General features: G+C 58.2%; 11 protein-coding genes. 5 read left to right on the forward strand and 6 right to left on the reverse strand.

What is annotated here, in order from left to right:
• Positions 1 to 92 precede the first annotated feature (92 nt).
• The gene (locus GHO25_RS09955) at positions 93 to 2,036 is read right to left on the reverse strand and encodes an ATP-dependent DNA helicase RecQ (protein ID WP_153390704.1); all 1,944 of its coding nucleotides are present in this window, start codon (positions 2,034 to 2,036) and stop codon (positions 93 to 95) included.
• A 244-nt stretch (positions 2,037 to 2,280) separates the two neighbouring features.
• Here GHO25_RS09955 and GHO25_RS09960 point away from each other — a divergent pair, with 244 nt between their 5' ends.
• Positions 2,281 to 2,631 (forward strand): DUF1493 family protein, encoded by a 351-nt coding sequence (locus GHO25_RS09960; protein WP_123751042.1) that lies wholly within the window; start codon positions 2,281 to 2,283, stop codon positions 2,629 to 2,631.
• 105 nt (positions 2,632 to 2,736) lie between these two features.
• On the opposite strand, the gene GHO25_RS09965 is transcribed toward GHO25_RS09960, so the two are convergent.
• The 3 genes from GHO25_RS09965 to GHO25_RS09975 all read right to left on the reverse strand — a co-directional run bounded on the left by GHO25_RS09965 (position 2,737) and on the right by GHO25_RS09975 (position 5,945).
• Entirely contained in the window at positions 2,737 to 4,281 is a 1,545-nt protein-coding gene (locus GHO25_RS09965) for a phosphoenolpyruvate carboxykinase (protein ID WP_153334324.1), read from the reverse strand.
• Between the two features lie 179 nt (positions 4,282 to 4,460).
• On the reverse strand, positions 4,461 to 5,375 hold the full coding sequence (gene hslO, locus GHO25_RS09970) for an Hsp33 family molecular chaperone HslO (protein ID WP_153390705.1): 915 nt from the start codon (positions 5,373 to 5,375) through the stop codon (positions 4,461 to 4,463).
• A gap of 165 nt (positions 5,376 to 5,540) precedes the next feature.
• A complete protein-coding gene (locus tag GHO25_RS09975; protein ID WP_123751040.1) occupies positions 5,541 to 5,945 on the reverse strand; it encodes an RNA-binding S4 domain-containing protein in 405 nt (134 codons plus the stop codon).
• Between the two features lie 274 nt (positions 5,946 to 6,219).
• Here GHO25_RS09975 and GHO25_RS09980 point away from each other — a divergent pair, with 274 nt between their 5' ends.
• Positions 6,220 to 6,669, forward strand: coding sequence for an ATP-dependent zinc protease (locus GHO25_RS09980; RefSeq protein ID WP_173430587.1), 450 nt, complete (start codon positions 6,220 to 6,222; stop codon positions 6,667 to 6,669).
• A complete protein-coding gene (rimK, locus tag GHO25_RS09985) occupies positions 6,666 to 7,571 on the forward strand; it encodes a 30S ribosomal protein S6--L-glutamate ligase (protein ID WP_048366762.1) in 906 nt (301 codons plus the stop codon). Before GHO25_RS09980 ends, rimK begins: the two co-directional genes overlap by 4 nt.
• A 91-nt stretch (positions 7,572 to 7,662) precedes the next feature.
• Here rimK and GHO25_RS09990 read toward each other — a convergent pair whose 3' ends face one another.
• A complete protein-coding gene (locus GHO25_RS09990) occupies positions 7,663 to 8,976 on the reverse strand; it encodes an ATP-binding protein (protein WP_153331508.1) in 1,314 nt (437 codons plus the stop codon).
• A gap of 111 nt (positions 8,977 to 9,087) precedes the next feature.
• Positions 9,088 to 9,828 carry a two-component system response regulator OmpR gene (ompR, locus tag GHO25_RS09995; protein WP_048386441.1) on the reverse strand — a complete coding sequence of 247 codons (741 nt, stop codon included), beginning with the start codon at positions 9,826 to 9,828 and terminating at the stop codon, positions 9,088 to 9,090.
• A gap of 358 nt (positions 9,829 to 10,186) precedes the next feature.
• Here ompR and GHO25_RS10000 point away from each other — a divergent pair, with 358 nt between their 5' ends.
• Together GHO25_RS10000 and GHO25_RS10005 are read left to right on the forward strand one after the other, a co-directional pair.
• Positions 10,187 to 12,508 carry a Tex family protein gene (locus GHO25_RS10000; protein WP_153390706.1) on the forward strand — a complete coding sequence of 774 codons (2,322 nt, stop codon included), beginning with the start codon at positions 10,187 to 10,189 and terminating at the stop codon, positions 12,506 to 12,508.
• Positions 12,508 to 12,891, forward strand: coding sequence for a PaaI family thioesterase (locus GHO25_RS10005; RefSeq protein WP_048366766.1), 384 nt, complete (start codon positions 12,508 to 12,510; stop codon positions 12,889 to 12,891). Before GHO25_RS10000 ends, GHO25_RS10005 begins: the two co-directional genes overlap by 1 nt.
• The last annotated feature ends 23 nt before the right edge of the window (positions 12,892 to 12,914 follow it).

The following is a 12,914-nucleotide window of genomic DNA, read 5'->3' on the forward strand; positions in this document are numbered from 1 at the left end:
AGTGTGGGAGCGGGCTTGCTCGCGATTCAGACGACTCGATGTATCAGGTACACCGCGTCGATGCTATCGCGAGCAAGCCCGCTCCCACCGGTTCAAATCCACTCATCTGCCAGGTGGTGTTCGGCCCAGTGGCGTACGTCGGCGTAGGGGTAGTTTTCCAGGGCGGCAAAACCTGCAATCGAACGCGCTTTGATCTTGGTGAATAACGGCACGCTAATGCCGCACAAAAAACGGGTCACGCGTTCCGCCGGTGGATAACTGCCTGTGTACTCCTGATGCCTGTGGATAAAAGCACCGCACAGCGCGTCAAAGTTTTTATCCACAAGCGGCGCCAGCGCGGGCGGGTCGGGCAAGCGCGCAATCTGCCCCGCACACACAGAGCAATGCCCGCACTGCTGCGGCGCCTGCTCATCGCCAAAGTACTGCGCCAGCCGATAACTCAGGCAGGTATCACTGGAGAACAGCGCCAGCATTGCGTGAATACGCGCAATTTCGCTGCGCTCATGGGCGGTGAAGTACTGATGCAACTCAAGGCTCAGCGCCTGTGCATCTACCTCAGTCACCAGCACGTTATAGACCTCGGTCATCTGCTTGCTTTCAAGCTCGATCCAACCCTTCTCCTGAAAGTAGTCCAGCGCCTTGACCACTCGATTGCGGTCCGCCTGATGCTGCTCGTACAGGGTGTCAAAGTTCACCGTGGCCCAGGTCCGGGCACGGCTGGAGGTCTGGATAATCGCCGCTACAAACTGTTGGCGCTCGCCTTCAAACTTGGCCAGCAAGGTGTCGGGCTCGATCAAGAACTTGAAGCGGTACTCGGCAAAATAGGCGTAACGCGGGGCGATCAGGCCGCGCAACTCCAACTGCACCAACAGGGTTTTGAGGGGTAACTGGCGGATGTTGCTCTGGTCCGACAGTGGCGTCAGCATGAACTCCCACTGCCCTTCGGCAATCGCTGCACTCAGTTCTTCCAGCACACAGCGGATGCCTTGCAGCTCTGGCGTGTCGCCATACACAAAGTTTTCCAGGACATTGAGGCTGTCGCGATTGGCCAGGACCAGACACTCGGACGTTGCGCCATCGCGACCGGCGCGGCCGATTTCCTGGCTGTAGTTTTCAATCGACTTGGGCAGGTCAAAATGCACCACGTTGCGGATGTCGCTTTTGTCGATGCCCATGCCGAAGGCGATGGTCGCAACGATGCAATTGAGCTGGCCCGCCATGAACTGGCGCTGGATGCTTTCCCGTTGCTCGTGGGGCAAGCCTGCGTGGTAAGCGTTGGCGTTGATCCCGTGTTGGCTCAGGTGTTGGGCGATCTGTTCGGCAGTTTTTTGCAACGTGACATACACAATGCTCGGTTGGCCAAGACGCTCGCCCATCCACTGCACCAGACGCTGACGCTTGGCCGCGCCGGTGACGGGCTCGACCCACAAATCCAGGTTGGCGCGATAAAAACCGGTGGTGACAACATCCGACTCGGCAATCGCAAATTTGCGCTGCATGTCAGCGATCACCGCGGGCGTGGCCGTGGCCGTCAGCAATAAGGCTTGCGGGATATTGAACTGCTGCTGGTAGTCCGGCAGCTTCAAGTAATCAGGGCGAAAGTTATGCCCCCATTCAGAAATACAGTGCGCCTCATCCACCACCAGTAATGAAATAGGCACCTGCTGCAAAAAGTGGCGAAAGCGCTCGTTCTTCAGGCGCTCGACCGACACCATCAGAATCTTCAACTCCCCCGCCTTGGCCCGCGCCATGACAGCGCTGGCGTCATCGCGGCTTTGCACCGAGTCGATACTGGCAGCCGCAATGCCATGACGCTGCAAAAACGCCAGTTGATCCTGCATCAGCGCCAGCAGCGGCGACACCACCAGCGTCAGATGCGGCAGCAACAACGCCGGCAACTGGTAACACAACGACTTGCCCGACCCCGTCGGAAAAATCGCCGCCGCCGAACGCCCGGCCAGCACCGTACTGATCGCCGCCTCTTGGCCTGCGCGAAACTGTGGATAACCGAAAACCTGTTCCAGGGTGTTGTACATCGCTGTCACTCCATTGACCGCCGCAGAGTCCTGAACCGTAGCGCAGGGTTTGCGGCGAATCGAGAAAAGGTCGGGGGCAAATTGAGAGGGGATGATACAGGGTCAAGCGCTCGTCGCTGTCCAGAGCCTTGAATGGCAACCTCACGAACCCACCTGAAGCACGGAGCATCGATTTTTAATTTGGTTTATGGTGCTGACGATTCGCCTGAAGACCTGTCTTTGATGACCACATGGATCTCTGATCATGAAACTCGCCAGCACCCTCCCCGACACACCAGCCCTGCGCGAGCTGATGCAGTTGCTGCATGAAGAAATCGGCCTGCCCGAGCACAAGACCATCAGCCTCAAGACCTCTATCAACCTCGACCTGGGTTGCAATGGCAGCGATGCCCAGCATTTGATGGAAAGCTTGGAGGAGCGCTTCGGGCTGGAACTGGCCGATTACGATGCGTATCGCTATTTCCACCCGGCGGGCAACGACCCGCATTTCAAGCGTAACGCCAAAGGCCGGGGCAATAAGGTGCCGCTGACCATTGGCATGCTGTATGAAGCCATCACACTCGGGCATTGGGACACACAAGCCCTGGAAGCCTGAACTGGACCTGTAGGAGCGAGCTTGTCTCGCGATCCTTAAATCTTCAGGCACAAAAAAACCGCCCTTTCAGGCGGTTTTTTTGTAGATCAATGCGCTAACCGATGCTTACAGCTTCGGGCCAGCAGCTTTGATCGCGTCGCTGACGTCGAACTTTTTAAAGTTCTCAACGAACAGACCAGCCAGGGCTTTGGCCGCTTCGTCGTAGGCCGCTTTGTCAGCCCAGGTGTTACGTGGGTTCAGCAGGGCAGTGTCAACACCCGGTACGGCCAATGGCACGTCGAGGTTGATGGTGTCCAGGTGCTCGGTTTCTGCGCCGATCAGAGCACCGCTCTGGATCGCTGCAATCACGCCACGGGTGGTCGGGATGTTGAAGCGCTTGCCAACGCCGTAGCCGCCGCCAGTCCAACCGGTGTTAACCAGGTAAACCTTGGAGCCGAAACCGCGGATGCGCTTGATCAGCAGCTCTGCGTATTCGCCCGCAGGACGTGGGAAGAATGGCGCGCCGAAGCAGGTAGAGAAGGTCGACTTGATGCCGCTGCCCGAACCCATTTCAGTGGAACCTACCAGTGCGGTGTAACCCGACAGGAAGTGGTAAGCCGCTTGTTCTTCGCTGAGGATCGACACCGGTGGCAGAACGCCGGTCAGGTCGCAGGTCAGGAAGATCACAGCGTTTGGCTCGCCACCGAGGTTTTTCGGTGCACGTTTTTCGATCAGTTCACGCGGGTAAGCAGCACGGCTGTTTTGCGTCAAGCTGTCGTCTGCGTAGTCCGCTTTTTTGGTAACTGGATCAATAACAACGTTTTCCAGTACCGCGCCGTGCTGGATGGCTTTCCAGATTACCGGCTCGTTTTTCTCGGACAGGTCGATGCACTTGGCATAGCAACCGCCTTCGATGTTGAACACCACGCCCACGCCCCAGCCGTGTTCGTCGTCACCGATCAGGTAACGGCTTTCGTCAGCCGACAGGGTGGTTTTACCGGTGCCCGACAGGCCGAAGAACAGGGTCACGTCGCCCTCTTCGCCCATGTTGGCCGCACAGTGCATCGGCAGAACGTCGACTGCTGGCAGCAGGAAGTTTTGAACCGAGAACAGGGCTTTTTTCATTTCGCCGGCGTAACGCATGCCTGCGATCAGCACTTTTTTGGCTGCAAAGTTGATGATCACGCAACCGTCGGAGTTGGTGCCATCACGCTCTGGCTCGCACACGAAGTTCGGTGCGTTGATGATTTGCCACTCGTCTTTGCCCGCCGGGTTGTACTGTTCCGGGTTGATGAACAGGCAACGGCCAAACAGGTTGTGCCACGCGGTTTCGGTGGTCATTTTGACGGGCAGGTAGTGCGCCGGATCAGAGCCTACATGAACGTGAGAAACGAAACGCTCACGCTCAGCCACGTAAGCCGAAACACGGTCCCACAGCGCGTCGAACTTGTCGGCCGGGAACTTGCGGTTGATCGGGCCCCAGGCGATTGCGTCCTGAGTGGTCGGTTCTTCAACAATGAAGCGGTCAGCAGGTGAACGACCCGTGCGATGGCCGGTACGAACAACCAGTGCACCGCTGTCGGCAAGCTCGCCTTCACCACGGTTCAGGGCTTCTTTTACCAGATCGTCGATGCTCAGATCGATGTGCACGGCGTTATTAGCTTGCGTCATGAGGTTCCCCGTCGGCCATTGGCCGAGTGCGCCAAACGTTTTGTAGTAGAAATAGTTGCACTACTACCGCGAAAAAAGTGGGCCGGATTATGCCAGAAATGGCCAAAAAGAGTAGGGCCCACCTGTCAGAACCGCGCAAGAACGGTAATTGACAGGTGTTTCACCTGCGCTGAAACGTTTTAGTGATGAGTATTGGAAGGCGACTGAACACCCGCGCCGGAGAATAATTGATCCACATCGGCCGCATCGAACAGGTATTGAGCGTTACAAAACTGGCAATCGATCTCGATATGACCACCGTGTTCGGCCACCAGATTGAGCGCATCTTCATGGCCCAGGCTGGTCAATGCATTGCCTGAACGCTCACGCGAGCAGCTGCATTTGAACTCAAGTGCTTCTGAGTCGAACACGCGCACGGTTTCTTCGTGGTACAGACGGTGCAGGATGGTTTCGTTGTCCAGCCCCATCAGCTCTTCAGCCTTGAGCGTATCGCCCAGCATCAGCAGTTCTTTCCACTTATCGGCACGCTCCTCTTCGTCATCGATCACGTCGACCGGCAGTTGCTGCAAGAACATGCCACGTGCACGCAGACCGTCCGCTTTCAGCCAGAAGCGCGTAGGCACTTGCTGAGACATGACGAAGTAATTGGTGAAGCAATCCGCCAGCGTTTCGCCATCCAGGTCCACAAAACCCTGGGAGCGTTCGCCCACTTTTGGCACAACGGTAATGGCCAGCAGGCCGTCTGGCAGCAGGTCGGCCAAGGTGGCATCCGGGGCAATCTGCTCAGGATCAAAACGGGCCAGGCCACGGATTTCGCGCTCGCTGGTGCACTCGATGGTCAACAGTGGCACCGGGCCTTCGGAACGTGCTTGCAGGCTCAGCAAACCGTCGTTTTTCTGGTTGCCCACCAGCAACGCCGCTGCCGCCATCAACTCGCCCAGCAATTGCTGGACCGGTGCTGGGTAGTTATGTTTGGCCAACACTTCTGCGTAGCTGTGCTCCAGCGAAACCAGCTCGCCACGGGCATCGCAGGTGTCAAACATAAAGCGTTGGGTGGCGTCTTTTTGAAGGTCGTTTTTAAGTAGATCGGACATAAGAATAGAGTTCTGAATGGGTTACTTAATGTAGGTGGGGCTTTAACAGGCCGCTGGCTAATAACCCTATATGGCGTTTCACCTGCGCAGTTACAAGTCATGTCTGCACAGACACGACGCACGGCAAAGCAATGGCAGCCCAGAGCGTACCCGCCGTTGCTGTTGTTACAAATCGCTCACGTCATGCAACTGATGCAGTTGCCGACGTTGTTTTTTGGTCGGCTTGCCGTCGGTACTGATCCCCATCGCTCCGGCCTTGCGCAGCGCAGCCGCGTTTTCGCGCTTGGCGATGCTTTGTTCGGTTTCGGCATACAGCGTTTGCGCCTCCGGGGCGCCACGACGTACCACCGACAAGGCTTTGACTTCAACGGTGCGCTCTTCAAGCCCTACCCGAATCTGCAGTTCGTCGCCCACACGCGGCTCTTTGCTGGGCTTGCAACGCTCGCCACGGCAGTGAACCTTGCCACTTTCAATGGCCGCCTTGGCCAACGCCCGGGTTTTATAGAAGCGTGCGGCCCACAGCCATTTGTCCAACCGGACTTTGTCGTCCTCTTCCTGTTTCTGCGCCATTGGAAGCCCCTTCATTTAAATTCACAGAACTGTACTACTACTTTTGATGAACCAAGGAAGGAATACGCCCGATAGAATGCTCATCGGCCAACACTGCAGCTCAATCACTGCATTGCATCCCCCCGTAGGAAAACTGTCGCCATTTGCCAGCTATTCTGCGTGAATACCGCCTGTTGGCTTTCATGTGTGACCTGCAGGGCCCTTCCTGCAACCTGAATACGTTAATCGCTGGTTACTTATATTGAAGACATTTGATCATTTGACCGTTGTCGGTCTGCGCGAGTGGGTGGCGCTGCCCGATTTGGGCGTCGCCGGCTTGCGCGCGAAAATCGACACCGGCGCCAGTACCTCCAGCTTGCACGCCACCGAGATCGAGCCTTTTGAGCGCGACGGTGTCGAATGGGTACGTTTCAATGCCCATTTAGGCACGTTGGTACAACTGCGCCACCGTCGCTGCGAAGCGCCGTTAGTGGCGATTAAAACCATTAAAAGCTCAAACGGTCACACACAGGTGCGCTATGTCATACGCACTGACCTGGCCCTGGGTGATCATGTGTGGCAAGTCGAATTCACCCTCGCTTGCCGCAAATCGATGCGCTACCGCCTGTTGCTGGGTTCAAAAGCGCTGGTCGACGGCCAGTTGGTCGTTAACCCGGGGCAAAAATACGTTCAAGACAAGCCGGTGTTTCCGGTGACTACTACCTCCTCCAAAGGTGCTGCATGAAGATCGCTGTGCTGTCGCGCAACCCGCGTCTGTATTCCACTCGTCGCCTGGTTGAGGCCGGGACCGAACGAGGCCATCAGATGGTGGTGATCGATACCTTGCGCGCCTATATGAACATTGCCAGTCATAAGCCGCAGATCCATTACCGTGGCAAGCCGCTGGAAGGCTTTGATGCAGTAATCCCGCGCATTGGTGCATCCGTGACGTTTTACGGCTGTGCGGTGTTGCGCCAGTTCGAAATGATGGGCGTGTTTCCGCTCAATGAGTCGGTGGCCATTGCCCGTTCACGTGACAAATTGCGCTCGCTGCAATTGCTCTCGCGTCGTGGCCTGGGCTTGCCGGTGACAGGTTTTGCCCACTCGCCGGATGACATCCCGGACTTGATCGAAATGGTTAACGGCGCACCGCTGGTGATCAAGGTATTGGAAGGCACGCAAGGCATTGGCGTGGTGCTGTGTGAAACCGCGACGGCGGCCGAGTCGGTGATCGAAGCCTTTATGGGCCTCAAGCAGAACATCATGGTGCAGGAATACATCAAGGAAGCGGGCGGTGCCGATATCCGTTGCTTCGTGGTGGGCGACAAGGTGATTGCCGCCATGAAGCGCCAGGCCAAGCCGGGCGAGTTCCGCTCCAACCTGCACCGTGGCGGCAGCGCCAGCCTGATCAAAATCACCCCCGAAGAACGCATGACGGCTATTCGTGCAGCCAAGGTCATGGGGTTGAGCGTGGCCGGGGTCGATATTCTGCGCTCCAACCACGGCCCGCTGGTGCTGGAGGTCAACTCATCGCCGGGGCTTGAAGGGATCGAAACCACCACGGGCAAAAATGTGGCGGGGATCATCATTGAGCATCTGGAAAAAAACAGCGGCCCGAACATGACGCGGACTAAAGGCAAGGGTTAACGCACCCAAAACGTGTAGGAGCGAGCTTGCCTCGCGATCTTTTAACAGATCAAAAGATCGCGAGACGAGCTCGCTCCTACAGGGTGTGTGTTTAAACGGCGCCGCGCGGCAACATCAAACCCAGCGGCAGCCGGACTCTGGCTTCCAGGCCACCGCCAGCACGGTTACGCAACTCAACGTTGCCGCCGTGCATGGAGGCGATACGTTTAACAATCGCCAGGCCCAAGCCAGTGCCTTTGCCGCCTCGGGCACGATCACCGCGAATAAACGGGTTGAAGATGTCTTCAAGCTCCGACGGGTCAATGCCTGCACCGCGGTCCATCACACTCAGCACCACGTAAGGCGCGCTGGTATCGCCAGACACATAGGCGGCGACTTCAACGTCATCCCCCGCGTGGTGCAAGGCGTTGCCGATCAAGTTGTTGAGCAGGCGCTTCATCGATACCCGACGCAACGCAAACGGCTGAATGGGCTGCAAACGCAAGCGCACCTGTTCGTCATTCTGGTTATACGGCGCAACGACTTCGCGGATCAGTTCGCACAGGTCAACTTCTTCAACCGGCTCATCGCGACCGTCGCGGATAAACGCCAAAAACTGATCCAGAATGGCATCCATGTCTTCAATGTCGCGCACCATGTCGTCGGTCAGGTCGTTGTGGCTGCCCATCAACTCCAGCGACAAACGCAAGCGCGTCAACGGCGTGCGCAAGTCATGGGACACACCCGCCAGCATCAGTTCGCGCTCGCGGCCTGCCTGCTCCACATCTTCAGCCATCTGGTTGAAGGCGCTGTACACCTCGGTCATTTCGCTCGGTGTATCACTGATCGGCAGGCGCACACTGCGCCCCTGCCCCAACTGTCTGGCCGCATAAACCAGCCGTTTAAGTGGCTGATTGAGCTGACTGACGAAAATCCACGCCGAGGCGGTGGATAACAACCCGATGGCCAGGAACCAGCCCAGTACGCTCCAGATTTTTTGCCCACGCAGCGGGTGCGGGTACAACGGTACCTTCAGCCAGCCATCGCCCAGACTCGGGGCACGTACCCACAGAGCCGGGGGCGAGTGCATGCGTAAACGCACTTCGGTGTCGGCGCCCAGTTCGGCCTGCATCTGACGCTCGTAGATCTCGCTGTAAGGCCAGTGTTGCTCGCCTTCTGGCACCCCGCCGCCCACCACACGCGTCAGCGTTGCAGCATCGGCGATCTTGGCGCGGTTCTCTTCATCGGCCGCCCAATAGGCGCGCAGCACCAGGCCCACGCCGTGGCTGTATTGGCGGTCGACCAACATATCTTCGTTCATCAACAGATAAACCAAGGTCAATGCCTTGGAGAACAGGACGACGATGAGCACCAGCCAGAGGGTGCGAGAGAAAAAACTTTGGGGGAACCACAGAGGGGTTTTCATAGATGGCGCTTTACACGTTGCAGGGACGAGTACCAAGACCCGCAATAGAATGAAGTGCGAGCCACCCGGCGCCCTAAGGCCACTGGGTGACTCGCGCCTGCACAGGCGACATCATTTGGTTGCGTTGCCATCCGGCACGAACACATAACCGACACCCCAGACCGTCTGGATGTAGCGCGGTTTGGAAGGGTCCGGCTCGATCATGCGGCGCAGGCGGGAGATTTGAACGTCGATTGAACGCTCCAGTGCATCCCACTCACGGCCACGGGCCAGGTTCATCAGCTTGTCGCGGGTCAACGGCTCGCGCGCATGCATGACCAACGCCTTGAGTACGGCAAACTCACCGGTGGTGAGCATGTGTACTTCATCGCCACGCTTGAGTTCGCGCGTGGCCAGGGACAACTCGTAATCACCAAAGGTGACGCTTTCGTCTTCGCTGCCCGGTGCACCCGGCACAGGCGCAGACTGACGACGCAACACGGCACGCACACGCGCCATCAGTTCATCAGGGTTGAAAGGTTTGGCCAGGTAGTCATCAGCGCCCAGTTCCAGGCCCTTGATGCGGCTCAGCTCGTCGCCCTTGGCGGTGAGCATGATGATCGGCACCCGATTACCCGCGGCACGCAGGCGGCGGCAGGCAGACAGCCCGTCTTCGCCAGGCAGCATCAGGTCCAGTACCACCAGGTTAAATACCTCACGAGCCAGCAAACGGTCCATTTGCTCGACGTTCGGCACAGCGCGGGCACGGTAGCCCTTGCTGACGAAGAAACGCTCCAGCAGGCTGCTCAGCCCTGGATCGTCATCAACGATAAGAATTTTTTCGCCTTCAGCCGGTTGTGCAATGCTGCTCATTAGATGCTCCTGTGATCTCGGCGCGCATTATGGCTTAGCTGCTGTTATACGCATCGTGTGCATTGTTAGCAGATTTTTCCTTCACGGCCAGTGCGTCGAGTATAGCGGGTGAAGCGCGCAATCCCCTGAATCCGGGAACGCTGGTTATAATGCGCCGCCTTTTGTGTCAGGCAATCTCGGTTTTTCAAACATTGCGCCAGGATTTATTTTTTCAATACCTGCCGTAATGTGCTGATTTCACGGGTCAACAGGCTGCCCTTTTGGCCCAGGTAGCGGCGCCCTTCGGGCCGCTCAACCAGTCTCGCAAGCCTTACAGCCCGGGCCTGCGAGCCTGCATCACAATTTGTCAGGTGGTTTTATGGACAGCATCAACAGCCGCATCGCCGAAGAACTTGGCGTGCGCCCGCAGCAGGTCGAAGCGGCCGTCGCTCTTCTGGATGAAGGCTCCACCGTACCCTTCATCTCTCGCTACCGTAAGGAAGTGACAGGCAGCCTGGATGACACCCAATTACGTCATCTGGAAGAACGCTTGCGCTACCTGCGTGAACTCGACGAACGGCGCATCAGCATCCTCGCCAGCATCGAAGAACAAGGCAAATTGACGCCTGAGCTGGCCCGCGACATCAAGCTGGCCGACACCAAGACCCGCCTCGAAGACTTGTATCTGCCTTACAAGCAAAAGCGCCGCACCAAGGGCCAGATCGCCCTGGAAGCCGGCCTCGGCGAACTGGCTGACGGCCTGTTCAACGACCCCAACCTCAACCCGGACACCGAAGCCGCACGTTTTGTTGACGCTGAAAAAGGCGTGGCAGACGTCAAGGCCGCCCTCGATGGCGCCAAGTACATCCTCATGGAGCGCTTCGCCGAAGACGCCAGCCTGCTGGATAAACTGCGCAGCTTCTTGAAGCAGGAAGCCACCCTCAGCGCCCGCGTTATCGCTGGCAAAGAGGAAGAAGGTGCCAAGTTCCGCGATTACTTCGAACACGACGAACCGCTCAAAAGCATGCCGTCGCACCGCGCGCTGGCGATTTTCCGGGGCCGCAACGAAGGCATCCTCAGCTCGTCGCTCAAGGTCGGTGAAGAACTCCCCGGCACCATGCACCCTGGCGAAATGATGATTGCCCAGCGCTTCGGCCTGGAAAGCCAAAACCGCCCGGCAGACAAATGGCTGAGCGAAGTGGTGCGCTGGACCTGGAAGGTCAAGCTTTACACTCACCTTGAAACCGACCTGCTGGGTGAACTGCGCGACGCCGCAGAAACCGAAGCGATCAACGTGTTTGCCCACAACCTGCACGACCTGTTGTTGGCCGCCCCTGCTGGCCCGCGCGCAACGCTGGGTCTGGACCCGGGCCTGCGCACCGGCTGCAAGATCGCCGTGGTCGATGCCACCGGCAAACTGCTTGAGCACGCCACGGTGTACCCGCACGTGCCGCACAACAAGTGGGATCAGACCATCGCGATCATGGCCGCCCTGTGCGCCAAGCATTCGGTTGAGCTGATCGCCATCGGCAACGGTACCGCCAGCCGCGAAAGCGACAAATTGGCCCTTGAGCTGATCAAAAAATACCCGGCCCTGAAAGTCACCAAAGTGATGGTGTCCGAAGCCGGTGCATCGGTGTACTCGGCCTCTGAACTGGCCGCCAAGGAATTCCCGGACCTCGACGTGTCGATCCGTGGCGCCGTGTCGATCGCCCGCCGCCTGCAAGATCCGCTGGCCGAGCTGGTGAAAATCGACCCGAAATCCATTGGTGTCGGCCAATACCAGCACGACGTGTCCCAGCTCAAACTGGCACGCGGCCTGGACGCCGTGGTCGAGGACTGCGTAAACGCCGTGGGCGTGGACGTGAACACCGCTTCGGTCGCGCTGCTGGCACGTATTTCCGGCCTTAACGCCACCCTGGCGCAAAACATCGTGGCCCACCGCGATGAAAACGGCGCCTTCAAAACCCGTGCGGCGCTGAAAAAAGTCAGCCGTCTGGGCGAAAAAACCTTCGAACAGGCCGCCGGTTTCTTGCGCGTCATGAACGGTGACAACCCGCTCGACGCCTCGGCCGTTCACCCGGAAGCCTACCCGCTGGTGAAGCGCATCGCCTCGGACACCGAGCGTGACATTCGCTCGCTGATCGGCGACGCCGGCTTCCTCAAGCGTCTGGACCCGAAAAAATTCACCGACGAATCTTTCGGCCTGCCGACCGTCACCGACATCCTGCAAGAGCTGGAAAAACCCGGCCGCGACCCGCGTCCCGAGTTCAAGACGGCAGAGTTCCAGGAAGGGGTTGAAGACCTTAAAGACCTGGAGCTGGGGATGATCCTCGAAGGCGTGGTCACCAACGTGACCAACTTCGGTGCGTTCGTCGATATCGGCGTGCATCAGGACGGTTTGGTGCACATCTCGGCCTTGTCCGAGAAGTTCATCAAAGACCCGCGTGAAGCCGTTAAAGCCGGTGACGTGGTCAAGGTCAAGGTCATGGAAGTCGACATCCCGCGTAAACGCGTTGGCCTGTCGATGCGCATGAGCGATACCCCCGGCGAGAAAATCGACGGCGCGCGCGGTGCCCGCCCAGGTTCGGCGCCTCGTCAGCAAAACTCGGCCCCACGCAAAGAGACAGTCGCCGCTGCCCCGGCCAACAACGCAATGGCTTCGCTGTTCGCCAATGCCAAACAGCTGAAGAAACGCTAATGACGTTGCCTGAGGGTTTGACCCAAAGCGCGTTCAGCGAGTTGATCGGTTGTCGCGTCGAGTCGGTAGAAGACGGCATTGCGCACGTCGCGCTAAGCCTTGAGCCGCAGCTGCGCAACCGTGGCGGCAAAATGCACGGCGGGGTGATTTTCAGCCTGGTCGACATCACCATGGGGCTGGCCTGTTCCGGCGCCCATGGTTTTGACCGCCAAAGCGTGACGATCGAGTGCAAGATCAACTACTTGCGCTCCGTTTCCGATGGCGATGTGCTGTGCATCGCCAAGGTCATCCACCCCGGCCGACGGACGTTTGTCGTCGAAGCGGACGTCATGCAAGGCGACAAACTGGTCGCTAAAGCACAAGGCACGTTCGCTGTCCTGTAGCGGTCATCAGGTCATTTGAGTTA

Source organism: Pseudomonas sp. FSL R10-1350 (assembly GCF_009600525.1).
GTDB lineage: Bacteria > Pseudomonadota > Gammaproteobacteria > Pseudomonadales > Pseudomonadaceae > Aquipseudomonas > Aquipseudomonas helleri.